Raw genomic sequence first — 22,305 nt, forward strand, 5'->3', positions numbered from 1 at the left:
ATTACTGGGGGAAGCCACGCCCACGCTCCGTCGTCACTTGCTCTGTCCTCACGTCTTGCGGTGGTGGATGACCGCGGCGGCGATTCCCGCACCGACCACGATTCCGAGTGCTCCCCACAGCCACGGAACAACAATTTCGGCCGCGTCACCAAAAATCCAGGCCATCACCTTCAGTGCGGACACCACCCTTGCCGACAAGCCTAAACGAAGTACTACACGCCGTCGTTATCCACCCGCATAAGTACCGTATGTGTCGGTATCGCCACTTTCAGAATCCATTACGGACCGTAGAAACTCAACTTCAGTATGGCGAAAAGCCCCCGCGACAGCCGATTGGTGGAGACAATGGCCATGAGCGGCACCTGGCCGGCGCCCTGCTGGAGGGGGGCGGGGCATCCGGCCACGCCGCCACCCGACGTCCACGCCGGGCCGCGGCACCGGCGTGGGCGGCTGTCGGCGACAACCACACAAGGGGGCCAAGTGCGCCAATACGATCTCGTCATCCGATCCCGACGCGCAGTCACTCCCACGAGTGTGGGTCCCGCAGCGGTCGCCGTCGCCGACGGGCGCATCGCTGCCGTCGCCGACTACTTCGACGACCTACCCAGCCGGAAAGAAGTCGACCTCGGTGAGACCGCACTCCTGCCCGGCATGGTGGACGTCGACGCTGCCGTGCAAGCCCCCGGCCAACTGCTGTCGCAAGGGTATGCCCGCACGACCCGGGCAGCCGCGGCCGGGGGCATCACCACCCTCGTCGTCGCCCCCGCGCCCGCCCAGCCCGCCATCACCTCCACCGAAGCGCTCCGCGCCCACCTGCACGCCTCAGCCAGCAACAGCGCCACCCACGTCGCCTTCCTCGGCGGGATCACGCCGCGCAGCAGCTCCGCGGAACTCGCCGACCTGCGCGCCAACGGAGTCGTCGGCTTCGCCTGCTCCCTGTCCGACGAACTCATGGGCCTGCCCGCCCTCGACGACATCCACCTCAGCAAGAGCATGGCGGAAGTCGCCACCATGGACGTGCCCATCGTCGTCCACGCCGAAGACGCCAACGAACTCGGCACCGTCGTCGGCCCCGGCAACAGTGCGCTGCTTGCCGCGCGGCCGCCGCGCGCCGAACGGCGCGGCCTGGAACGGGTGCTCGCCGCGGCCCGCTCCAGCGGGGCCCGCGTCCACATCTCCCCGTTCGTCGCCGCGGAATGCGCGGCCATCCTCGCCGCGGCCCGGGACATCGGCATCCCCGTCAGCGCCCAAACCTGCCCGCACTACCTGTGCCTGCCCGCCGAGCACGTACCCGACACCGACCCCTCCTACCGGTGCCGTCCCCCGCTGCGGTCCGACGCCAACCGCCAAGCACTGTGGAACGCCCTCCTGCACGGGGCGGAATCCTTCGGGGACGTCATCGTCGACTCGGTCGGCTCCGGGAACCGGCCGGGAACCGGGATTTCCGCGATCCGCTGGACCCTGCCCGCACTGTGGACCGCAGCCCAGAAACGCGGCTGCGGCCTCGCCGAACTCACCCAGTGGACCGCGCAACGCCCCGCCGAGCTGATGGGACTCGCCACCAAAGGGCGCATCCAAGTCGGCTACGACGCTGACCTGGTCGCTTTCGAACCGGACACCTTCCAACGGGTGCCCGCATCCGACGGAGGGCCCTACCGGGGGAGGAGGCTGCAAGGCCGAGTGACCGGTACGTGGCTGTGCGGTATCCCGGTACCTTCAGACGCGGACAACGACCCCTCGCCGCGTGGTGGTCCCCTGCTGTCCGCCTATCGCTAAGGGCACCGCGGAAGTCTCACGGCGCGGCGGCGACCCCGGTCGTCGTCCCCACAAGTGGGACGCGCCACCGGGATCGGTAGGGGAACACATCTGCTCGACACCGAGGAGGAACCGTGCGCGTCGGCGTGCCCCGTGAAATCAAAGACCATGAATACCGAGTAGCTATCACCCCGGCCGGCGTCCAGGAGCTCGTCCGGCACGGCCACGACGTCCTCATCGAACGCGACGCCGGTGTCGGCTCGGCCATCAGCAACGCCGAATACGCGGCCGCGGGCGCCCGCATCATCGACAGCGCCGACGAAGTGTGGGGAGCGGCCGACCTCGTCCTCAAAGTCAAAGAACCCGTCCCCGAGGAATACCACCGGCTCCGCCCCGGCCAAGTGCTCTTCGCCTACCTGCACCTGGCGGCGTCCCGGGACTGCACCGAAGCCCTCCTCAAGCACGGAGTCACCGCGATTGCCTACGAAACCGTGCAGCTTCCCGACGGGTCCCTGCCCTTGTTGGCGCCCATGTCGGAGATCGCGGGACGGCTCGCCCCCCAAGTCGGCGCGACCGCCTTGCAGCGCTCCAACGGCGGCCGCGGCGTCCTGCTCGGCGGAGTGCCCGGTGTGGGGCCCGCCAAAGTCATGGTGCTCGGCGCGGGTGTCTCCGGCATGAACGCCGCCCAAGTCGCGGCGGGCATGGGCGCGGAAGTCACCCTGCTCGACATCGACATCGCCAAACTGCGCCGGGCGGACGCCGTGTTCCAAGGCCGGGTGCGGACGCTGGCGTCCACCGCCTACGAGATTGAACGGACCGCCCTGGAATCCGACCTCATCATCGGAGCAGTGCTCATCCCCGGCGCGAAAGCCCCCACTCTGATCAGCAGCGACCTGGTCGCCCAGATGAAACCCGGCACCGTGCTCGTCGACATCGCCGTCGACCAAGGCGGCTGCTTCGCCGACTCGCGGCCCACCACCCACTCCGACCCCACGTACCCGGTGCACAACACGGTGTTCTACTGCGTGTCGAACATGCCCGGCGCGGTGCCCACCACGGCCACGCAGGCGCTGACCAAAGACACGCTGCGCTACGCGCTGGCCCTGGCGAACAAAGGCTGGCGGGACGCGCTCGCCGACGACCCGGCGCTCGCCGCAGGCCTCAACACGTTCGCGGGAGAACTCACCAACGAGGCCGTGGCCCAAGCCCACGGGATGGCGGCGCGCACCGTCACCGAAGTCGTGGCCGCGGGATAGCCCCTGCCCCGCGGCACCGTCTTTCCGTCCCCCCGCCGTTCCTCTAGTGGTCGGGCCGGTAGAACAGATACCGTCAATGGTGCAGGACAGCGGCCAGACACCCGGCCGTGACCCGGTATGTGGGAGGCGACAGGTCAGTGTCACGCACGGAGCCGACGACCCTTACCCGTGTGGCGGCCGTGGAAATCCGACTCGTCCGACTGGCGTTGACGCGGCCCCGGCCGCAGCGGTCCCCCGGCGAGTCCGACCGCTTCGTGCGGCACATCCTGGTCCGGGTGCGGGACGACACCGGGGCGAGCGGTTGGGGAGAGATTCCGCGCGCCGACCGCGACCTGTGGGATGCCCTGGTGGACGAGTACGCCCCCGCTCTCGTGGGGCACCGCTGGCAGCGTCCCACTGAGGCTGCAGCCGCTTGGCAGCCCCTTGCTCCCCGGCCTGCCGTGGCTGCCGCGTTGGACACTGCCTGCTGGGACTTGTGGAGCCGGCAGCGCGGCATTCCGCTCGCGCACGCGCTCGGCGGGGTGCGCACCGCAGTCACCGCCGGAGTCACCCTGGGACCGCAGCCCTCCCTCGAACTCCTGGTCCAGGAAGTGAACCGGCAGGTCGGTGCGGGATACAAGCGGGTGCGGCTGCACATCCGCCCCGGCTGGGACGTGGAGGCGGTGCGTGCCGTCCGGGAGGCGTACCCGTCGCTTGTGCTGCAAGTCGACGGAGGCGGCCGCTACACCGAAAGCCCGGAGCACTTGGACGCGTTGCGCTCCCTCGACGACTACGGCCTGCTCGCGATCGAACAGCCCTTCCCTGCCGGGGACCTGGCCGCGCACGCCCGGTTGAACCGCAGCCTGCGCACCCCGGTGGCGCTGGACGACTCGGTGGACTCCCTGGAACGGTTGGACGAGGCGATCCGCATGGAAGCAGCGTCCGCGCTGAACCTGCGGATCGTCCGCATGGGCGGGATCACCCAGGCCCGGCGGGCCCACGACCGGGCCGTGGACGCGGGATGGCAGGTGTGGTGCGGCTCCGACCAGGAATCGGGGTTGGGCAGGGCCGCGGTCGTCGCCCTGGCCACCCTCCCCGGCACCACCCTGCCGTGCGAGATGCCGCCTGCCGGGGAACGGTTCGTGCCTGACCTGGTCTCCCCCACGGTGCGCTCCCACGACGGGGTGGTGGCGGTGCCGCTCACCCAGCCGGGGCTCGGCCACGAAGTGGACCAGCGGACCGTGGACACGTTGACGGTGCGTTCGGCGTCGGTGGGCTCCCTCGCCTGAGCGGGTGCCCGCCCCGCCGGGCCGTGACCGAAACCCTGCGGCGCAGGCCCAGCCACGCCGCGGACAGCAGCGGGCCGCTCTCCGCGGCACACCCTGTTGATCCTGGTGGGAAACTGCGGCGCGGGCGTTGGTCGCGGCAGGACCAGAAAAAGATTACGGACATTACGCAATCCGGTTCTCCCCCGTGGGCTGCGTGGCCGGTTGAGGCCACTGTCCAGTAGCTTTCCCGCTGGACAACGCGAGGCTGTGGAAAACCGCCCCAATCCCCTGGCGGGCATCTGATGTTGACTTCCTCCCCACGGCTGAAGCCGGGGGATTCCAACCCGTCACCGGGTCGGGCTTCCTGTTTCATCGGGCCGCGCCTCCCCGGAAGACTCCGGGGCCGGTCTTACCGGCCCTCCGCAGGCGTTTTACCTCTCCGCCAGCCCGGCGGCGAGGATATTGCGTGCGGCGTTGACGTCCCGGTCATGGGCCGCGCCGCAGGCGCACTGCCAGGTACGGACGTTCAGCGGCATCTTCTCTTGCAGGGTGCCGCATGCCGAGCACAGCTTGGAGGAAGGGAACCAGCGGTCCACGACCAGCAGTTCTCGGCCGTACCAGGCGCACTTGTACTCCAGCATCGAGCGGAATCCCCGCCAGGATGCGTCGGAAATGGCGCGGGCCAGCCGCCCGTTCTTGACCATGTTGCGGACGGTCAGGTCCTCGATCACGACCGTTTGGTTCTCACGGACGAGCCGAGTGGTGATTTTGTGCAGGAAATCGCGGCGCCGGTCGGTGATCCGCGCGTGGATGCGGGCGACCTTGCGGCGGGCCTTCTCCCGGTTCGCCGACCCCTTGGCCTTGCGGGACAGGGCCCGCTGCGCACGGGCGAGCTTTCGCCGGTCGCGGCGTTCGTGCCGGGGGTTGGTGATCTTCTCCCCGGTGGAGAGGGTGGCCAGGGCGGTGATCCCAGCGTCCACCCCGACCTTGCTCCCGGTCGGCGGCAGCGGGCGGATCTTCTCCTCGACCAGGATGGACACGAACCAGCGTCCCGCGTTGTCGCGCGACACCGTCACCGTGGACGGCTCTGCACCTTCTGGGAGGGGACGAGACCACACGATGCGCAAGGGCTCGCTCATCTTCGCCAACGTCAGCGTGCCGTCCCGGTAGCGGAACGCCGAGCGGGTGTACTCCGCCGACGCCCGCGACTTCTTCCGGGACTTGAACGTGGGGTACTTGGCCCGCTTGGCGAAGAAGTTCGCGAACGCCGCCTGAAGGTGCCGCAATGCTTGCTGGAGCGGAACCGACGACACCTCGTTCAGGAACGCGAGTTCGGGGGTTCTCTTCCATTGGGTGAGCGCGGCCGAGGTCTCCACGTAGGAGACGCGGCGGCCCTCTTGGGTGTAGGCGCGGGTCCGCTCCTCCAGGGCCTTGTTGTAGACGAGGCGGACGCAGCCGAACGTCCGAAGCAGTTCTTCGGCCTGCTCGAGGGTCGGGTAGAAGCGGTACTTGTAGGCCCGCTTCACAAGCTGCGCCATGTCTCACATTTTACTAGAAGATCAGTTAAGAACGATCTGCGATGGGAGGATGGCGCTTCCTCCCCAGGGCTGAAGCCCGGGGTCTCCGCGCCAGAAGAACGATGAGATCTTTATGAATGCTCTTGTGCTGAGAGCCGCGCTGCTGCACTTTCGTGGTGGCGTCACTGCCCGCACACCCCGTGGGTGACAGCCACACCCACGCATCCACGGAAAGGAAGATCGGTGGCTCTGTACGAGGTGCACGCCCGCAAATGGGAGAACGGCTGGGAGCTCCAGGTCGCCGATGTGGGGGTCACCTGGTCGCCCTCCTTGGTCGAAGCCTCCGCACGAGCCAAGGAGTTCGTCTGCGCCCAGCTCTCTTTGGACGAGCGCACCGTCCACATCGACTTGCAGCCCCAGGTGAACAAGGATCTCGACCAGCTCGCAGTAGAGGCGCGGCGGGCGGTGCACATGGCTGACGAAGCCACCCGCATCGCCACGGTCAAAGTGCGGGAGATCGTGCAGGGCCTCACCGAGGCGGGCCTGTCCCTGCCCGACATCGCCCAATACCTGGAAGTGCCCCAGCGCCGCCTGGAAGAGCTGCTCTACGGCTAGGCTGCGGGGCCCGCGGCACCCTCCGCCCCGCAAGCGGGGAGCGTCCGGCCCGTCCCCGTTCGCGGGGCGGTACTGTAATCCCCAAGCCATACCAACCAGTCGGTTCCTCGTGGTGGGGTGCCGACCGGACTGAGAAAGGGGCGCAGCACGCATGCGGGAATTCGCCGACATCCACGCGCTCGCCGCCGCGCAAGGCAGCCACCTGGGACACAGCCCGTGGCACACCGTCACCCAAGACCAGATCAGCACCTTCGCCGACGCCACCGGCGACCACCAGTGGATCCACGTCGACGTGGAACGCGCCGCTGCCGGACCGTTCGGCAGCACCATCGCCCACGGCTTCCTCACCCTGTCCCTGCTGCCCATGTTCGCCTGGCAGATCTACCGGCTGCAGAAATCCCCTGCCATGGCCATCAACTACGGGCTCAACAAAGTCCGCTTCCTCCAACCGGTGCGGGTGGGCTCCCGCATCCGCGACAGCCTCGAACTCGCCGAAGCCAAAGAAACCCCCAAAGGCATCCTGCTCACCATGCGGCACGAGGTCGAAATCGACGGGGAAGACCGGCCCGCGCTCGTCGCCGAAGCGCTCAGCCTCGTCGTCCCCTAGCCAGGCCCCGGGGGTGGCCGCACCCCTGCGGCCGCCCCCGGCGACCACGGGGATACACTCCCCGGGCCGCCGCCTGGCCGCAACCGGACAGCCGTCCGGAAAAGCCAGCTCAACGCGGGCGTACGCATGAGGAAAACCGCAGCGGGTAGCGAAGGGCGAAGGCGGGTCGCAACCGTCGAAAACCCCTGTGGCAGAGGCGATACCGAACAGAACTCCCGTGGGCTGATAGTTTTCTGTTCAGCGAGCTTTCGCAGGGGTCAACTGTCAGATCTCTAGAGATTGAAAGGTGCGTAGATGTCCGCGCCGTACACGCTTCCTGAACTGCCCTACGACTACTCCGCTCTGGAGCCGTGGATCTCGGGCGAGATCATGGAGCTGCACCACGACAAGCACCACGCCGCCTACGTCAAGGGCGCCAACGACGCTCTGGAGCAGCTGGCGGAGGCCCGGGAGAAGGGCGACCTGAGCAAGGTCAACCTGCTGCAGAAGAACCTCGCCTTCAACCTGGCCGGCCACGTCAACCACACCGTGTTCTGGCCGAACCTGTCGCCGGACGGCGGCGACAAGCCGGAAGGCGAGCTCGGCGCTGCCATCGACGACGCCTTCGGATCCTTCGACGCCTTCCGCGCCCACTTCAGTGCCGCCGCCACCGGCATCCAGGGCTCGGGCTGGGCGATCCTCGCCTGGGACATCCTCGGCCAGCGGCTCATCATCGAGCAGCTCTACGACCACCAGGGCAACCTGGCTGCCGGCTCCTACCCGCTGCTCATGCTCGACATGTGGGAGCACGCCTTCTACCTGCAGTACAAGAACGTCAAGGCCGACTACGTGAAGGCGTTCTGGAACGTGGTGAACTGGGCCGACGTGGCCAAGCGGTTCGAGGACGCCCGCAAGGTCGCCCTCGGCTGACCCCAGTCGGTTCCACGTCGCCACACATGCTGCGGGGCGGCGCCCACCACGGGTGCCGCCCCGTTGCCATGCTCGCCCGCCTCAGCCGTGCACGAGCTGCACCGCCTCGGTGAGCGAATCAGCAACCGGGTGCCCGGTGGCTTCCAGCCGTTCCCTGCTCATCAGCCCCGTGGCCACCAGAACCGCTTTGGCGCCCACCATGCGGGCCGCGTGCGCGTCATCGTCGATATCCCCGATGAGCACCACCGTGGCCGGGTCGATGCCCTGGGCGTCCAAGTGGGCAGCCAGGTGCTCGGCCTTCGAATCGGCGTCGGTGGTCCGCTGCCGCCCGTCCACCCGGGTGAAGTGCGACACCAGGCCGAACTCGGTGATCACCGGAACCAGGTGGTCGTGGGCGGCCATGGACAGCAGCGACTGCGTACCGCCCGCGCGACGCCACTGGTGCAACGTGTCCACCGCACCGTCAGCGAGCCGGCAGGACGGCAGGAGCCGCTGATAGTAGCTGTTGTAGGCGGCGTCCAGCCGCTGCCATTCCTCATCGCTCAGCGGACGGCCCAACAGCTCCTCGTAGAACGGGACCAGAGGGCGGCGGAAGATCTTCCGCCAGTCCTCCAACGTCATCGGCGGCACGCCGAACATCTCGCACACGTGGTTGGCCGCGGCGAGATTGGCGTGATTGTCGTCGAGAAGCGTGCCGTTCCAGTCCCAGACGATGTGTCGGATACCGTTGCGCACACTCAGGGATTGCTCTACCACACCTGTACTCTAAGCTTCCGCTGTCACCGGGCTAGGCGTGCGGCTGCTGCGCCTCCGGCCATTGCTGGTGGTCCTGCTGCGCCGCCTTCTCCGCCTTCTTCTGCTTGCGCCGACGGCGCAACCGCACCAGCAGCCAGATCCCGAGCCCGGCCGTGGCCACGACTGCGATGACGACCAGGACCGGCAGCAGCACGGCGAGGATCGCCATCGCCACACTGGCGGCGTCCTCCATCGTGCTGAGCACCGGCGCGCCGACTCCGACGCTGAGCATGTTGACCAGCAGGCGGATCGCGGCCTTCATCAAATGGAAGAAGAGGGCGATCGCCGCACCGACAACCGCCAGCCACACGCTGACGTCTCCCCCGACACTGGCCGCAGCCGCATCACCCGCGACCTCGGGCTCCCCCAGTACCGCGCTTCCGCTCGCACCGAAGACAATGCCGCCGGAAGTGGGGCGCACCACGGTCTGGATGATGTCGTTGATGTGGTCCAACGCGGGGATCTTGTCCGCGCACAGTTCAACAATCAGCAGGACAGCCAGAATTCCCAGTGCCCACGGGCTTTCCAGCCACTGCCAGGAAGGACCAAGCGACAGTAGATCGGTGTAGCGGGAAAGCAGCCCCGCCACCAGGAGAGGAACGTAAGCGTTCAGGCCGGCCGACGATGACAGGCCAATTCCGGTCAGTATTTCCACTCGCGGTGCCTTTTCTTCCGTCGCCTCGCGAGGAGACGTAAGGGGATCTTTCAGCCGATGAGACGCGGATTACTTTGCTGAGGTTTTCCCCGTACACCGCGAATTCCATGAAGATTACTGTTGGTACTCTTCGACCTGGGAAATAGAGCGCGGGCGCGCTTCGTCGGGATTTTCGCCGAACTCCTCTTTCGCCCGCCGTTGGCGCAGCAGATCCCAGCACTGGTCCAACGCGCGCTCCACCTGTTTGATCCGCTCGTACTCGGCGGCGCTCAACCGGTGCCCGGGCTGCTGCCGCAGCGCACGCTCCTCGGTGACCAGCTCCCCGATCTGCCGGATGAGCTCCTCTTCACGAGTGTGCTGTCCGTTCATGCCCCCATGCTCAGCCCGTGCGCTCCGGCATACAAGCCCACCACGCCACGTTTTGCAGGTCATTGACGGTATGCGGAGGTATGCCCGGAACGCCGGATTGGCTGCGGCGGGCGGGGGAACACCCACTGTCGACGCCGGACACACCTGTATCGTCCGACACCCCCTGATCGCTGTTCTCTGGGAGCCCCATGACGATCTACGCTGACCGTCCCCTGCGCCGTGCCCTGCAACTCGGCGGCGACCTGCTCGCGCTCGCCTGGATCGCGCTCGGAGTGTGGACTGCGGTCGCGCTGCACCGGGCCCTGGCGGCGCTCGCCCGCCCCGGCGTCCTCCTCCACGACGCGGGCGACGGCCTCGCCAGCCACATGGCCAGCGCAGCCGAAGCAGCGCGGAACGTGCCGTTCGTCGGCGACGACCTGGCCGCGCCCCTGGCCCGGCTGGAAGCGACCGGGGACGACCTCAGCGCCGCCGGAACAGGACTCCAGCAGACCGCGGCGGAATTCGCCCTGCTCACCGCGGTGGCTGTCGCGGTGCTGGCGGTCGCGGTCGCGCTCGGCGCCTGGCTGCCCGTCCGGCTCCGCTGGATCCGGCAGGCCAGCCAGGCCCGGCAGCTCACCCGGCTTCCCGGCGAGGCCGGGACCCGCCTGCTCGCGCTGCGCGCCCTGACCGCCGCGCCCGTGCCCGCGCTGTGCCGCCTCCACGACGACCCGGCGGAGGCGTGGCGCTCCGGAGACGAGCGGGTCGTGGCGGAACTCGCCGCCCTCGAGCTGCGCCGCCTCGGCCTGCACCCGGCCCGCCCGGCTCCCAGCGACCGCGACAACCAGCAGCAATGAGCCGGGAAGCCTGGGCTCCCGGTCTGTCCGCCCCACCCCGGAAATACCCGTGGGGGGTATCATTGTTCGAGGAAGCGACCAGTCGACAGGAGAACACCGCGATGGCCGCCTACGGCTACCACGACAACAAGCGGCAGCACCTCAACCGGCTCCGCCGGATCGAAGGACAAGTACGCGGCCTCCAGCGGATGGTCGAGGACGACGCCTACTGCATCGACATCCTCACCCAGACCTCCGCGGTAACGAAGGCGCTCCAATCCTTTGCCCTGTCGCTCCTCGAGGAGCACCTCCACCACTGCGTGGCCAACGCCCTCGCCAACGGCGGCAGCGAAGCCGAAACGAAGGTCCGCGAAGCGTCCGAAGCGATCGCCCGACTGGTCCGCTCCTGACCGTTTGTGGACACCGACCAAGAGACGAGGGTCACCATGGCCAGTACCACCATCACCGTCACCGGCATGACCTGCGGGCACTGCGTGAGCTCGGTGAAGGAAGAAATCAGCGAACTGCCCGGGGTGACCGACGTGCGGGTGGACCTGGAGAGCGGGCGGGTCGAAATCGACAGCACGGCCCCGCTCAGCGACGAGCAGATCCGCGCCGCGGTAGCGGAAGCAGGCTACGAAGTCGTCGCCTGACCCCGGCCCGCTCCGGTACGGCGGCCGCAGCACCTGGCACCGCACACCCGAGTGCCCCGCCGTACCGGACCACGGCAGTGGGGCGGCTATCCGCCCACGGCCAGCCCCACCCGCTCCTTGGCCTGCTCGGGTTTGAGGTAGCGGGAGTACTCCTCCACGTCCACCAGCGTCTCCACGCTGCGGTTGAGGAACCCCAGGCGGGACACGTCGCAGCCCAGCAGCGCCTGGATCAGCCAGTTGGCGGCCACCCGCATCCGGGCCGGTCCCGACGGCAGCGAATACAAGTGGTAGGCCCGGGTCAACGCCAAGGCCGCGGTCCCGTTGAACTCCACCCCGAAGGGGCGGGCCACCGCGTCCCGGCCGCTCAAATCCACGAGCAGGCCGCGGTCCCGGTAGTAGTAGTGCTTCGTCGACCGGCCCAGCAGCGAAGCAATCACGTTGTCGGCCGCCACCGGCCCCTGGGTGGACGCGTGCTGGGCGGTAGGCGGGCACAGCGCCCCGTCCTCGCCCTTGCTCAAATCGGGGACGGCGGCGGAATCACCGATCCCGAAAATCTCCGGATGCCCGGGCACCGACAAGTCCGCGCCCACCGAGAGCTTCCCGCGTTCCGTGGGCAGCCCGGTCGCCGCGATCAGCGGGCTCGGCGCAGTGCCCGCCGTCCAGATCAACGTGCGGCACGGCAGCACCCGGTCGTCGGTCAACGTCACCTTGTCCTCGGTCACCTCGCGGACCGACACCCCCAGCGACACTTCGATCCCGCGCTGGCGCAGCAGCTCCATCGTCTTCTGCCCCAGATGCTCGCCCAGCTCCGGCATCAAGCGGGGGGCGATGTCCACTACGTTCCACTGGATGTGCGGGCGCAGCTTCGGATACTGCTTGCACGCTGCCTCGCACAGCAGCTCCAAGGACGCCGCGGTCTCCACCCCTGTGTAGCCGCCGCCCACCACGATGAACGTGCACCGCTCGTCGCGCTCCGCCGGGTCGTCGCTGGCGTTCGCCAACTCCAGCTGGGCCAGCACGTGGTCGCGCAAGTACACCGCCTCGGCCAGGTTCTTGTTGCCGCGGGCGTGCTCGATCAGCCCGGGGATGTTGAACGTCCGGGTCACGCTGCCGGGCGCCAGAATCAGCCGGTCGTAGCGCTCATAGGAGTACTCGCCGGAGATCTTGCGGACCACCACCGTGTTCCGGTCCGTGTCCAAGCCGACGGCGATCCCCGGAATGATGTGGGTGCGGTGCAGTTGCCGGTGCAGAGAGACAGCGATCGACTGCGGGGTCAGCAGGCCGGACGCCACTTGGGGCAGCAGCGGCTGGTAGAGCATGTAGTCGTTGGGTGCGACGAGTACGATCTCGGCCTTGCCTTCTGGAATCCTCTGTTCGAGTCGGCGCAGCGCGGTCAGACCCGCAAAACCCGCGCCGACCACGACGATGCGCGGCCGTGCCATCGTCGGACCTCCCCTGTCAGGCGTCTGCTCGCCCTTCCCGCTGCCCGTGGACTAGGGCGCCAAACACGCCCGCGGACTACTTCCCCGCGGCGAGCAGTGCCGTGCGGGCCATCGTGAACAGCAGCTCGGCCAGATGGTCCCGGTCCAGTTCCCCCGCGCTGTGCGGGGTCGAGTTGAGCAGGCCGAACGTGGCGTGCACCGCGGTGCGCAGCACCGGCGTGGGGGTGGTGGGACGCACCGCGGCCAGGACGTCCACCCACTGTTCCAGGTAGGCGCGCTGGAGGCGGCGGATCTTCCGGCGCGGCTCTTCGGGCACGTGCAGCAGTTCCCGGTCGTGCACCGTGATGAGCGCCGGTTCGGCCAGTGCGAAAGCGATATGGCCGCGGAGCAGCGCATCCAACGCGTCGTTCGGATCCGGGTGGGCGGCCACGTGCTCGGTGCCCTGGCGCAGCAGCCGTTCGCTGATGTCGAGCAGCACCTCCGCCAGCAGCGCTTCCTTGCCGGGGAAATGGCGGTAGAGCGCGGGACCGGTCGTGCCGACAGCGCGTCCCAAGTCCTCGATGGACACGCTGCGAAAACCACGGGCGGCGAACAGCTCAGCGGCCGCACGCAGGATCGCTGCCCGACGGTCTCCCCCGCGGGTACGCACGCGTGACCTCCCGAATGGTCCCCAAATCCTGGACGCCAATGTTAGCAAGTATTAACATCGGTCCTGTTAATGCTCATTAACATCGGAGGGGGAGGAACCATGAGCGGGACGGCCACACTCACCTCCGCTATCGACCCGACCAGCCCCGCCTTCCACGCCAACGCCGAAACCAACCGCGCCCTCGCCGCGGAACTCCGCCGCCGCCTGGCCGACGCGGCCCGCGGCGGGCCCCCGCACGCCCGCGAACGCCACAAAGCCCGCGGCAAACTCCTCGCCCGCGAACGGATCGACGCCCTCCTCGACCCGGGCACGCCCTTCCTCGAACTCTCCCCGCTCGCCGCCCACGGCATGTACGGCCCCGACGGGAACGACGCACCCGCCGCAGGGATCATCACCGGCATCGGACGCGTCTCCGGACGCGAAACCGTCATCGTCGCCAACGACGCCACCGTCAAAGGCGGCAGCTACTATCCGATGACCGTCAAAAAACACCTCCGCGCCCAAGAAGTCGCCCTGCACAACCACCTGCCGTGCATCTACCTCGTCGACTCCGGCGGCGCGTTCCTGCCCATGCAGGACGAAGTCTTCCCCGACCGCGACCACTTCGGCCGCATCTTCTACAACCAGGCCACCATGTCGCAGCGCGGCATCCCGCAGATCGCCGCGGTCCTCGGCTCCTGCACTGCCGGCGGCGCCTACGTGCCCGCCATGAGCGACGAAGCCGTCATCGTCCGCAACCAAGGCACCATCTTCCTCGGCGGGCCCCCGCTCGTGAAAGCCGCCACCGGCGAAGTCGTCACCGCGGAAGAACTCGGCGGCGGCGACGTCCACGCCCGCGTCTCCGGAGTCGTCGACCACATCGCCGACGACGACGCACACGCCCTCGCCATCGTCCGCCGCATCGTCGCCACCCTCGGCCCGCGGCCCGCACCCGCCTGGGACGTGCGCGAACCCCGGCCCCCCGCAGCCGACCCCGCGGAACTGTACGGCATCATCCCCACCGACACCCGCACCCCCTACGACGTGCGGGAAGTCATCGCACGGCTCGTCGACGCCAGCGAATTCACCGAATTCAAAGCCGACTACGGGCCCACCCTCGTCACCGGGTTCGCGCACCTGCACGGTCACCCCGTCGGCATCATCGCCAACAACGGCATCCTGTTCTCCGAATCCGCGCTCAAAGGCGCCCACTTCATCGAACTGTGCGACCGGCGCGCCATCCCCCTCGTCTTCCTGCAGAACATCTCCGGGTTCATGGTGGGCCGCGACTACGAAGCCGGCGGCATCGCCAAACACGGCGCGAAAATGGTCACCGCCGTCGCCTGCGCCCGCGTCCCCAAATTCACCGTCATCATCGGCGGCTCCTTCGGCGCCGGAAACTACAGCATGTGCGGGCGCGCCTACTCGCCGCGCTTCCTGTGGATGTGGCCGAACGCCCGCATCTCCGTCATGGGCGGGGAACAAGCCGCCTCCGTGCTCGCCACCGTACGCCGCGACCAGAAAGCCGCACGCGGCGAAGACTGGTCCGCTGAAGAGGAAGAAGCGTTCAAAGCCCCCATCCGGGCGCGCTACGAAGAGCAAGGCAACCCCTACTACTCCACGGCGCGCCTGTGGGACGACGGCGTCATCGACCCCGTCGACACCCGCACCGTCCTCGCCCTCGCCCTCTCCGCCGCCCGCCACGCCCCGCTCGACCCGGTGGGCTACGGCGTCTTCCGCATGTAGCCCGCAGCAGAACGGAGCACCGCGATGACCACACCGTTTCCCGCACCGCTACGCACCGCCCCCGCTGTCCTCGTCGCCAACCGGGGCGAAATCGCCGTGCGGATCATCCGCACCCTGCGGCAGCTCGCCCTGCCCGCCATCGCCGTCTACACCGACCAGGACGCGGACGCGCCCCACGTGCGCGCCGCCGACAGCGCGCTACGCATCCCCGACTACCTGGACGGGGACGCGATCATCGCCGCGGCACACGCCAGCGGAGCAGCCCTCATCCACCCCGGCTACGGGTTCCTCGCCGAAAACGCCGGCTTCGCCCGCGCCTGCACTGCGGCCGGACTCGTCTTCGTCGGCCCGACCCCGGACTCGATCGCCGCCATGGGCGACAAAATCCGCGCCAAACAGACCGTGGCCGCCGCCGGAGTGCCCGTCCTCCCCGGATTCGCGGAAGACCCCGGCCACCCCCTGTCCGCAACCGACCTCACCGCCGCAGCCGCACAGATCGGCTACCCCCTGCTCCTCAAACCCTCCGCTGGCGGCGGCGGGAAAGGCATGCGGCTCGTCCACAGCCCGGACGAGCTCGCGGACGCCGCAGCCGCCGCCCGCCGCGAAGCCCGCGCCGCCTTCGGCGACGCCACCCTGCTCGCGGAACGGTACGTCGCCCGCCCCCGCCACATCGAAGTGCAAATCCTCGCCGACACGCACGGCACCATCGTCCACCTGGGGGAACGCGAATGCAGCCTCCAGCGCCGCCACCAGAAGATCGTGGAAGAAGCCCCCTCCCCGCTGCTCACCCCCGAGCAGCGGAACGCCATGGGCCAGGCCGCTGTGGCCGCGGCACGCGCCTGCGGGTACGTGGGGGCGGGCACCGTGGAATTCATCGTGCCCGGGGACGACACCGACCGCTTCTTCTTCCTCGAAATGAACACGCGGCTCCAAGTCGAACACCCCGTCACCGAAGCCGTCACCGCCATCCGCGGCACCCGCGGCATCGACCTGGTGGAAGCGCAACTCCGCATCGCCCTCGGCGAAGCCCTGCCGTTCACCCAAGACGACATCACCTGGCAGGGGCACGCGATCGAATGCCGCATCTATGCGGAAGACCCGGCGCGGAACTTCCTGCCCACCGGCGGCCGCATCCTCCACGTCGCCGAACCCCACGGGCCCGGCATCCGCGTCGACTCCGGCATCAGCGAAGGCACCACCGTCACCTCCGCCTACGACCCGCTGCTCGCCAAACTCGTCGTCTGGGACCACGACCGCGCTAGTGCGCTCCGCCGCGCCGACGCGGCCCTCGCCCGCACCACACTGCTCGGCTGCGGCACCAACACCGCGTTCCTCCGCGCCCTGCTCGCCCACCCCGACGTCGCCGCCGGACAGCTCAGCACCGGGCTCGTCGAACACCTCCACCCCGAGCTCGCCCCAGCCCTCCAGGCAGGCCCCGACGTGCTCGCCGCCGCGGCCCTCGACCGGCACCTCGACCTGGTCGCGACCAGCGACCCCGCCAACCGGTTCACCATCCCCGACGGGTGGCGGCTCGGCGAACCCGCGTGGACCGTGTGGCGGCTCCACTCGCCCGGCAGCGACCCCGTCACCGTGCGCGTCCGCGCCGACCACGACCACCCGCACCGCTTCCACGTGCGCGTCGCCGACGCCGACCCGCACGAAGCCACCGCGGTCCGCTCCCCAGACGGGCGCAGCCTGCACGTCACCTACGCGGGCCAGGCCCGCCACTACACCCGCGCCACGGACGGGCACGACCTGTGGCTCGGCCATGCGGGCGCGGCCTGGTGCTTCCGCGACGCCCCCCGCACCGCCCCGCTGCGCCGCACCAGCGGGCACGCCGACGGCGCCGTGCGCAGCCCCATGCCCGGCACCGTCCTCGACGTGCCCGTCGCCGTCGGCGACACCGTCCGCGCCGGACAGACCCTCGCCGTCGTCGAAGCCATGAAAATGGAGCACCCCGTGGCCGCACCCGTCGACGGCACCGTCACCGAACTGCACGCCCGTCCCGGACAGTCCGTTCCCCTTGATGCCCTCCTCGCCGTCGTCACCCCGGCGGCCGCCCCGGCCGCCACCCACGTTCCGTCGACCACTGCTGCTACCGAGGAGCCGCGCTGATGTCCTACCGTCTCAGCGACGAACACGAAGAACTGCGCCGCACCGTCGCCGAATTCGCCCGCACCGAAGTCGCGCCTGTCATCGGCGACTACTACGAACGCGCCGCCTTCCCCTACGAGATCGTCGCCGCCATGGGGCGCATGGGCCTGTTCGGCCTGCCGTTCCCCGAAGACGTCGGCGGCATGGGCGGCGACTACCTGGCGCTCTGCCTCGCCCTGGAAGAACTCGCCCGCGTCGACTCGTCCGTCGCCATCACCCTGGAAGCCGCCGTCTCCCTCGGCGCAATGCCGATCTACCGGTTCGGCACCCCTGAACAGCAAGCCACCTGGCTGCCCCGGCTCTGCTCCGGAGAAGCCCTCGGCGCGTTCGGCCTCACCGAACCCGAAGGCGGCTCCGATGCGGGCGCCACCCGCACCACCGCCCGCCTCGATGCCGGAGAATGGGTCATCAACGGCACCAAAAGCTTCATCACCAACTCCGGCACCGACATCACCGCGCTCGTCACCGTCACCGCGGTCACCGGACAACGGCCCGACGGACGCCCCGAAATCTCCGCGATCATCGTCCCCGCCGGCACTCCCGGCTTCACTATTGGCCAGCGGTACTCCAAAGTCGGCTGGTGCGCCTCCGACACCAACGAACTCGTGTTCACCGACTGCCGGGTCCCTGAAGCCAACCTCCTCGGCGAACGCGGCCGCGGCTACGCCCAATTCCTGAGTATCCTCGACGAAGGCCGCATCGCTATCGCCGCGCTCGCCGTCGGACTCGCCCAAGGCTGCGTCGACGAATGCCTGCGCTACGTCGGCCAGCGCGTCGCCTTCGGCCGCGAAATCGGCCGCTACCAGGCGATCCAATTCAAGATCGCGGACATGGCCGCCCGCGTGCACACCGCCCGGCTCGCCTACTACGACGCGGCCGCACGCCTGCTGGCCGGGCAGCCGTTCAAAAAAGAAGCCGCCATCGCCAAACTCGTCGCGTCCCACGCGGCCATGGACAACGCCCGCGACGCCACCCAGATCTTCGGGGGCTACGGGTTCATGAACGAATACCCGGTCGGACGCTTCTACCGCGACGCCAAAATCCTCGAAATCGGCGAAGGCACCTCAGAAATCCAGCGGATGGTCATCGCCCGGGAACTCGGACTGCCCGCCTAGCGGCCGGCAGCCATGCGGACCGGCGGGCGGTCCCCCGCCGCCGGGCAGAGAACCGCCCGCGGTCATCACGCCACCCGGCTCAGACGATGTGGTCGGGCGGGCCCGACTTGATCGCCTCCACGAACCGGCCGAGCTCTTCCTCCGGCAAGTGCTGGGCAAGGTCCGCCTCGCTCACAATGCCGACGAGCTGCTTGTTCTCGATCACCGGCATCCGCTTGACCTTGTGCTGCGTCATCTCCTGCAGCAAGGTCTCAATGTCGTCGGAGGCGTCCACGTAGAACGGGGTGCCCTCGGCGAGCTCGATCGCGTTACAGGTGTTCGGGTCCTTGCCTTCCGCCAGGCACTTCACCACGATGTCGCGGTCCGTGATGATGCCCTTCAGTCGGTTGTCCTCCCCGCAGATCGGCAGAGCACCGACTCCGAGGTCCCGCATCATGCGCGCCGCGGTCACCAGGTTCGTGTTCGTCTCAATGCACTGGACACCCTCGTGCATGATGTCCTTGGCTGTGGTCATGATTCTCCCCCCTTTGTTCCGTTCCCGCGACAATCCGCTGGTCTGTGCGCGGACGGGAACTGTGGGGGCTTCTACCCACCAGCCCGAACCACATCCACGAACCGGACAAAACACCACATAAATCCACAAAACAGATTCATCGGCGGCGGCAGATCATGATCTCCGTGGTCGGGCTCTCCATCCGCGTGCGCACCAAATGCCGCTCCAACGGGTAGAGCGCCGCCCCGGCCAGCCACCCCGTCGGCTCGGTGAGCGTCACCGCGCGCAGCAGGCCGCCCCACAGCTTGCGCCACACCGGCCCCGCATCCACCTGCGCGTTCATGAGCATGAGGAACGGCGACCGGTGCACCACGTCGAACCCGGCCTCATCCAACCGGGCAGTGATCCACTCCAACGGACGGTTGACCTGGTTGACGCCGCGCTGGGCCGGACGGTGCAGGAAATTCTCCGAGAACACGAAATACCCGCCAGACCGCACCAGGTGGGCGATCGACTTCACCGCGGCCGCGTAACGCTCGTCGTCCGTGATATGGAACAGCACGTCCATACAGGAGACCGCGTCGAACTCAGCCTCGTCGAACACCCCCTGCGGGTCGGCGATATCCACCCGTTCGAACCGCAACCCCGGAAACCGCTCCCGCAGCCGCACCACCGCGGCCTCCGTCAAATCGCAGCCAGTGACCGCGACCGCGCCCAACCGCTGCCAGGCGCGGACATAGAACCCGGTCCCCGAGCCCACGTCCAACACCCGCGCCCGAGACCAGTCCACGGCGAGCGCCCCCACCCGCTCCGCGAACACCTCCTGGCGCACCCGGTACATCCACTCGTTGAACGACCGACCCAAAGCCCGGTAGCCGACCCCGGTCTCCGTCCAGTCCGCGTCGAGGCGCTCCTCCCAGAAAGCCCTGCGTTCATCGTGGAAAGTCATGCCCGCATGATTCCTGGTCACCGAACCCAGGTCCAGCACCACCGCCGGGAGACGCGGCAAAAAAGGGGGCCCGGCACCAGGTGCCGGACCCGAATCCTCGGTAATCTTCCCTACCGCCAGGAGGGGTGGCCGCCCGTGGGGGTAGTCTGCTCCGCGGAGGCGTCCCCGACCGCGATCGCGTGCTCCACCAGGCGGATCAGCGTCGCCTTGGTGGACGCCCGGTCCCGGGCGTCGCACTGCACGATCGGAATGTCCTCGCTGAGCGTCAAGGCGTCCCGCACCTCGCTGATCGAGTGGGGGAAGTAAGAGTCGAAACCGTTGATTGCGACGATGAACGGCAGCTTCGCTTCTTCGAAGTAGTCGATGGCCGGGAAGCAGTCCGCCAGGCGGCGGGTGTCCACCAGGACCACCGCGCCGATGGCTCCTTTGACCAAGTCATCCCACATGAACCAGAAGCGGTGCTGCCCGGGGGTACCGAACAGGTAGAGGATGAGGTCGGAGTCGAGGGACACCCGACCGAAGTCCATGGCGACTGTGGTCGTCTGCTTGTCCGGTGTTTTCGCCAAGTCGTCGACTCCGACGCTGGCGCTAGTCATCACCGCTTCGGTGGTCAGTGGAACGATCTCAGAGACCGACCCCACAAACGTCGTCTTCCCGACGCCGAAGCCCCCGGCGACGACGATCTTCACCGACGTCATCGCATTCGCCACAGCACCGCCCTCGTCGGCCGGGCTAGAGCTTGCGAAGTCCACTGAGTACCCTTTCAAGCAGGTTGACATTGGGCCGGCTGTCGGTGTTCAGCGACGACCTGATCTGCACAAGACCCTGTTCTGCCATATCCGCCACCAGAACTCGCGCGACACCGAGCGGTATCCGGCACAGGGCAGAGATCTCCGCCACTGATCGCCACTCCCGACACAGGTCGGTAATCGCCTGGCATTCGGGAGTAAGCGTCCCGAACTCGCTACGCGCCGTCGCGGTCGTGGAAATCAGTGCTTCCAACGGCAGATGAGTCTTCGGCTTGGTCCGGCCACGGGTCACCGCGTAAGGCCGTACCAACGAACTCGGCGCGCTTTCACCGATGGACCACTGCTGCCCGGTGACCTGTGGGGTGGTAGGCGGTTCTCCACCGGCTAGCGGGTCGGACAGCGGCCTCGAGGCACTGGCTGACGGGTCGCCAAACCATGAGGCGCTCCCGGAGTCTCTACCGTGAGGTGGTGCCACCACTTCCTCCTGTCGGTGGTGGGTCAGTGGACGCCCGGAGTGCGTGCTGCCGGAGTCAGTGCCCGGCCGGCCCGCTCTACGAGCAGTGTCATCTCGTAGCCGACCAGACCGAGGTCACATTCGGCGGCAGCGAGCACCGCAAGGCATGATCCGTCGCTGATGGCCATGATAAGGAGCAGCCCACGCTCCATCTCAACCACGGTCTGCGCGACTGCTCCGCCTTCAAAGACCCGGGCTGCACCTTGTGTGAGGCTGGAGAGACCGGAGGCGATCGCAGCCAACTGGTCGGCACGGTCAGCAGGGAACCCGGCTGAAGCCGCCAACGGTAGACCGTCCGACGACACCACAATCGCGTGAGCCACATCGGGCACACGATTGGCGAAGTCAGTGATCAGCCAGTTGAGTTCATTAACCGGTTGACTCATCTGCTCTCCTGTCGGTCCCAGCCTTCACATCGACCGATTGGGTAAACGGCCGACAGCCGAGAGTTTTTCGCGGATGACTTGATTGCGATGCCATGTCCGGGAAGTGCAGATGATGTTAATTCATTGGGCATCTGGTATCCACTCCCTGGCATAGGCCTGGTCGGCTGCAACGTCACGGGACACCGACCTTCAAATCGGACATTATTCCTCCTGGGACGAGCGCTTGTTCAGGGCGTCGCGTCCCTGACGGATGCCCTGCTGGAAACTGGAGAACCGGCTGCGCACCCGCTCCGCGGAGCGCGACGTGATCTGCTTGAAGTTCTCCGGAGCCGGAGCAGCACCCGGCACCAGGTTCGCGCGCGGAATCCGCTTCGGCAGGCCCGAGGCGGTAATGCCACCCGCAATCGGTGCACTGGCCCGTTCCGCCGCGGTCTTCCAACCGGCGTCCGCAGCCGAACGCCACTCGTCCTCGGGGCGGGGCTGCTGGCTCTGCTGCTGAGCAGGAGCAGCAGGCTCGGTGCCCAGCCCGTCGGGCGTGCTGACGGCGCTGATCGGACCGGTTTCCGTCGTCGTCACCGCCGGACGCACTGTGCGGCGACGGAACCAGTTCGACTCGATGGAGTCGAAGATCGGCAGCGGCTCGTTGGACTCGTGCTCCGGGGACGGCGGAATGATCGTGTTCTGGTTTCCGCTTCCCGGGCCGTACCGCTTGGACAGGTAGGCGGTGGATCCGTAGCCCTCCCGCACCTCGGGCTGCTCGGTGCGGCCGCTACCGCTGGAGTAGGACGACGACAGCGGATTCTGCTGCCAGCCCTGCCGCTCCGAGGTGCTGCTGCGCGTGTCCCCGAGCGGGTGAGCGGAGCGCTGTCCCGGCCGGTCCAGGGAGTAGCCGTAGACGCTCTGCCCGCCGGTGCGGGACGATCCCACGGTGTCCGCAGC

Annotated in this window: 24 protein-coding genes and 1 pseudogene; 12 read left to right on the forward strand and 13 right to left on the reverse strand. The window is 68.3% G+C overall.

What is annotated here, in order from left to right; translation table 11 throughout:
* Positions 1-48 precede the first annotated feature (48 nt).
* Complete coding sequence (locus TF1_RS16425; RefSeq protein ID WP_255266129.1) at positions 49-183, reverse strand: hypothetical protein; 135 nt, start codon at positions 181-183, stop codon at positions 49-51.
* A gap of 297 nt (positions 184-480) precedes the next feature.
* Between TF1_RS16425 and TF1_RS02850 the strand changes: the two genes are divergently transcribed.
* The 3 genes from TF1_RS02850 to TF1_RS02860 all read left to right on the forward strand — a co-directional run bounded on the left by TF1_RS02850 (position 481) and on the right by TF1_RS02860 (position 4,279).
* A complete protein-coding gene (locus TF1_RS02850; RefSeq protein ID WP_038043458.1) occupies positions 481-1,776 on the forward strand; it encodes an amidohydrolase family protein in 1,296 nt (431 codons plus the stop codon).
* 113 nt (positions 1,777-1,889) lie between these two features.
* On the forward strand, positions 1,890-3,011 hold the full coding sequence (gene ald / locus TF1_RS02855; RefSeq protein ID WP_011291408.1) for an alanine dehydrogenase: 1,122 nt from the start codon (positions 1,890-1,892) through the stop codon (positions 3,009-3,011).
* Between the two features lie 137 nt (positions 3,012-3,148).
* Positions 3,149-4,279 (forward strand): enolase C-terminal domain-like protein, encoded by a 1,131-nt coding sequence (locus TF1_RS02860; RefSeq protein ID WP_011291407.1) that lies wholly within the window; start codon positions 3,149-3,151, stop codon positions 4,277-4,279.
* 410 nt (positions 4,280-4,689) lie between these two features.
* On the opposite strand, the gene TF1_RS02865 is transcribed toward TF1_RS02860, so the two are convergent.
* Positions 4,690-5,796 carry an RNA-guided endonuclease InsQ/TnpB family protein gene (locus tag TF1_RS02865; RefSeq protein WP_061783611.1) on the reverse strand — a complete coding sequence of 369 codons (1,107 nt, stop codon included), beginning with the start codon at positions 5,794-5,796 and terminating at the stop codon, positions 4,690-4,692.
* A 222-nt stretch (positions 5,797-6,018) separates the two neighbouring features.
* Between TF1_RS02865 and TF1_RS02870 the strand changes: the two genes are divergently transcribed.
* The 3 genes from TF1_RS02870 (at position 6,019) to TF1_RS02880 (ending at position 7,906) form a co-directional block, all read left to right on the forward strand.
* Complete coding sequence (locus TF1_RS02870) at positions 6,019-6,390, forward strand: hypothetical protein (protein WP_011291406.1); 372 nt, start codon at positions 6,019-6,021, stop codon at positions 6,388-6,390.
* Between the two features lie 151 nt (positions 6,391-6,541).
* The gene (locus tag TF1_RS02875; RefSeq protein WP_061783612.1) at positions 6,542-6,997 is read left to right on the forward strand and encodes a MaoC family dehydratase; all 456 of its coding nucleotides are present in this window, start codon (positions 6,542-6,544) and stop codon (positions 6,995-6,997) included.
* Between the two features lie 294 nt (positions 6,998-7,291).
* On the forward strand, positions 7,292-7,906 hold the full coding sequence (locus TF1_RS02880; protein ID WP_011291404.1) for a superoxide dismutase: 615 nt from the start codon (positions 7,292-7,294) through the stop codon (positions 7,904-7,906).
* A gap of 81 nt (positions 7,907-7,987) precedes the next feature.
* Here the strand turns inward: TF1_RS02880 and TF1_RS02885 are convergent, their stop codons facing one another.
* From TF1_RS02885 to TF1_RS02895, 3 genes are all read right to left on the reverse strand, one after another.
* On the reverse strand, positions 7,988-8,641 hold the full coding sequence (locus tag TF1_RS02885) for an HAD family hydrolase (RefSeq protein WP_016188429.1): 654 nt from the start codon (positions 8,639-8,641) through the stop codon (positions 7,988-7,990).
* A gap of 52 nt (positions 8,642-8,693) precedes the next feature.
* Positions 8,694-9,356 carry a DUF4126 domain-containing protein gene (locus tag TF1_RS02890; protein WP_061783613.1) on the reverse strand — a complete coding sequence of 221 codons (663 nt, stop codon included), beginning with the start codon at positions 9,354-9,356 and terminating at the stop codon, positions 8,694-8,696.
* A 114-nt stretch (positions 9,357-9,470) separates the two neighbouring features.
* Positions 9,471-9,725: a DUF2630 family protein gene (locus TF1_RS02895; protein ID WP_016188427.1), complete on the reverse strand. Its 255-nt coding sequence runs from the start codon at positions 9,723-9,725 to the stop codon at positions 9,471-9,473.
* 188 nt (positions 9,726-9,913) lie between these two features.
* On the opposite strand from TF1_RS02895, the gene TF1_RS02900 reads away from it, so the two are divergent.
* The 3 genes from TF1_RS02900 (at position 9,914) to TF1_RS02910 (ending at position 11,190) form a co-directional block, all read left to right on the forward strand.
* A complete protein-coding gene (locus TF1_RS02900) occupies positions 9,914-10,558 on the forward strand; it encodes a hypothetical protein (RefSeq protein WP_016188426.1) in 645 nt (214 codons plus the stop codon).
* 101 nt (positions 10,559-10,659) lie between these two features.
* Positions 10,660-10,947 (forward strand): metal-sensitive transcriptional regulator, encoded by a 288-nt coding sequence (locus TF1_RS02905; protein ID WP_016188425.1) that lies wholly within the window; start codon positions 10,660-10,662, stop codon positions 10,945-10,947.
* Between the two features lie 36 nt (positions 10,948-10,983).
* Positions 10,984-11,190 carry a heavy-metal-associated domain-containing protein gene (locus TF1_RS02910; RefSeq protein ID WP_011291398.1) on the forward strand — a complete coding sequence of 69 codons (207 nt, stop codon included), beginning with the start codon at positions 10,984-10,986 and terminating at the stop codon, positions 11,188-11,190.
* 86 nt (positions 11,191-11,276) lie between these two features.
* Here TF1_RS02910 and TF1_RS02915 read toward each other — a convergent pair whose 3' ends face one another.
* Positions 11,277-12,632 (reverse strand): NAD(P)/FAD-dependent oxidoreductase, encoded by a 1,356-nt coding sequence (locus TF1_RS02915; protein ID WP_061783614.1) that lies wholly within the window; start codon positions 12,630-12,632, stop codon positions 11,277-11,279.
* Positions 12,633-12,708: 76 nt separating this feature from the next.
* Positions 12,709-13,281, reverse strand: coding sequence for an SACE_7040 family transcriptional regulator (locus TF1_RS02920; protein ID WP_011291396.1), 573 nt, complete (start codon positions 13,279-13,281; stop codon positions 12,709-12,711).
* Between the two features lie 99 nt (positions 13,282-13,380).
* Between TF1_RS02920 and TF1_RS02925 the strand changes: the two genes are divergently transcribed.
* From TF1_RS02925 to TF1_RS02935, 3 genes are read left to right on the forward strand one after another with little or no spacing between them, the layout of a single operon-like run.
* Positions 13,381-15,006, forward strand: coding sequence for a carboxyl transferase domain-containing protein (locus tag TF1_RS02925; RefSeq protein WP_011291395.1), 1,626 nt, complete (start codon positions 13,381-13,383; stop codon positions 15,004-15,006).
* A gap of 24 nt (positions 15,007-15,030) precedes the next feature.
* Positions 15,031-17,121 (forward strand): acetyl/propionyl/methylcrotonyl-CoA carboxylase subunit alpha, encoded by a 2,091-nt coding sequence (locus TF1_RS02930; protein WP_011291394.1) that lies wholly within the window; start codon positions 15,031-15,033, stop codon positions 17,119-17,121.
* On the forward strand, positions 17,121-18,275 hold the full coding sequence (locus TF1_RS02935) for an acyl-CoA dehydrogenase family protein (RefSeq protein WP_011291393.1): 1,155 nt from the start codon (positions 17,121-17,123) through the stop codon (positions 18,273-18,275). The genes TF1_RS02930 and TF1_RS02935 overlap by 1 nt, the downstream gene beginning before the upstream one ends.
* 79 nt (positions 18,276-18,354) lie before the next feature.
* Here TF1_RS02935 and TF1_RS02940 read toward each other — a convergent pair whose 3' ends face one another.
* The 6 genes and pseudogenes from TF1_RS02940 to TF1_RS02960 all read right to left on the reverse strand — a co-directional run.
* On the reverse strand, positions 18,355-18,789 hold the full coding sequence (locus TF1_RS02940; protein WP_011291392.1) for a CBS domain-containing protein: 435 nt from the start codon (positions 18,787-18,789) through the stop codon (positions 18,355-18,357).
* A gap of 136 nt (positions 18,790-18,925) precedes the next feature.
* Entirely contained in the window at positions 18,926-19,717 is a 792-nt protein-coding gene (locus tag TF1_RS02945; RefSeq protein ID WP_011291391.1) for a class I SAM-dependent methyltransferase, read from the reverse strand.
* Positions 19,718-19,827: 110 nt separating this feature from the next.
* On the reverse strand, positions 19,828-20,415 hold the full coding sequence (locus TF1_RS02950) for a GTP-binding protein (protein ID WP_011291390.1): 588 nt from the start codon (positions 20,413-20,415) through the stop codon (positions 19,828-19,830).
* Positions 20,416-20,449: 34 nt separating this feature from the next.
* Positions 20,450-20,944 carry a DUF742 domain-containing protein gene (locus TF1_RS15705; protein WP_011291389.1) on the reverse strand — a complete coding sequence of 165 codons (495 nt, stop codon included), beginning with the start codon at positions 20,942-20,944 and terminating at the stop codon, positions 20,450-20,452.
* A gap of 20 nt (positions 20,945-20,964) precedes the next feature.
* On the reverse strand, positions 20,965-21,366 hold the full coding sequence (locus tag TF1_RS02955; RefSeq protein WP_011291388.1) for a roadblock/LC7 domain-containing protein: 402 nt from the start codon (positions 21,364-21,366) through the stop codon (positions 20,965-20,967).
* 201 nt (positions 21,367-21,567) lie between these two features.
* Positions 21,568-22,305, reverse strand: a pseudogene (locus tag TF1_RS02960) (nitrate- and nitrite sensing domain-containing protein); the annotation flags it as partial.

It is taken from the genome of Thermobifida fusca NBRC 14071 = JCM 3263 (assembly GCF_001592045.1).
In the GTDB taxonomy this organism is placed as follows: Bacteria; Actinomycetota; Actinomycetes; order Streptosporangiales; family Streptosporangiaceae; genus Thermobifida; species Thermobifida fusca.

What these genes read in the sequence shown, in the direction of transcription:
- TF1_RS02865 (WP_061783611.1), bottom strand. Translation starts at nt 5,796, where the DNA reads ATGGCGCAGCTTGTGAAGCGGGCCTACAAGTACCGCTTCTACCCGACC.
- TF1_RS02875 (WP_061783612.1), top strand. Translation starts at nt 6,542, where the DNA reads ATGCGGGAATTCGCCGACATCCACGCGCTCGCCGCCGCGCAAGGCAGC.
- TF1_RS02880 (WP_011291404.1), top strand. Translation starts at nt 7,292, where the DNA reads ATGTCCGCGCCGTACACGCTTCCTGAACTGCCCTACGACTACTCCGCT.
- TF1_RS02895 (WP_016188427.1), bottom strand. Translation starts at nt 9,725, where the DNA reads ATGAACGGACAGCACACTCGTGAAGAGGAGCTCATCCGGCAGATCGGG.
- TF1_RS02900 (WP_016188426.1), top strand. Translation starts at nt 9,914, where the DNA reads ATGACGATCTACGCTGACCGTCCCCTGCGCCGTGCCCTGCAACTCGGC.
- TF1_RS02905 (WP_016188425.1), top strand. Translation starts at nt 10,660, where the DNA reads ATGGCCGCCTACGGCTACCACGACAACAAGCGGCAGCACCTCAACCGG.
- TF1_RS02910 (WP_011291398.1), top strand. Translation starts at nt 10,984, where the DNA reads ATGGCCAGTACCACCATCACCGTCACCGGCATGACCTGCGGGCACTGC.
- TF1_RS02915 (WP_061783614.1), bottom strand. Translation starts at nt 12,632, where the DNA reads ATGGCACGGCCGCGCATCGTCGTGGTCGGCGCGGGTTTTGCGGGTCTG.
- TF1_RS02925 (WP_011291395.1), top strand. Translation starts at nt 13,381, where the DNA reads ATGAGCGGGACGGCCACACTCACCTCCGCTATCGACCCGACCAGCCCC.
- TF1_RS02930 (WP_011291394.1), top strand. Translation starts at nt 15,031, where the DNA reads ATGACCACACCGTTTCCCGCACCGCTACGCACCGCCCCCGCTGTCCTC.
- TF1_RS02935 (WP_011291393.1), top strand. Translation starts at nt 17,121, where the DNA reads ATGTCCTACCGTCTCAGCGACGAACACGAAGAACTGCGCCGCACCGTC.
- TF1_RS02940 (WP_011291392.1), bottom strand. Translation starts at nt 18,789, where the DNA reads ATGACCACAGCCAAGGACATCATGCACGAGGGTGTCCAGTGCATTGAG.
- TF1_RS02945 (WP_011291391.1), bottom strand. Translation starts at nt 19,717, where the DNA reads ATGACTTTCCACGATGAACGCAGGGCTTTCTGGGAGGAGCGCCTCGAC.
- TF1_RS02950 (WP_011291390.1), bottom strand. Translation starts at nt 20,415, where the DNA reads ATGACGTCGGTGAAGATCGTCGTCGCCGGGGGCTTCGGCGTCGGGAAG.
- TF1_RS02955 (WP_011291388.1), bottom strand. Translation starts at nt 21,366, where the DNA reads ATGAGTCAACCGGTTAATGAACTCAACTGGCTGATCACTGACTTCGCC.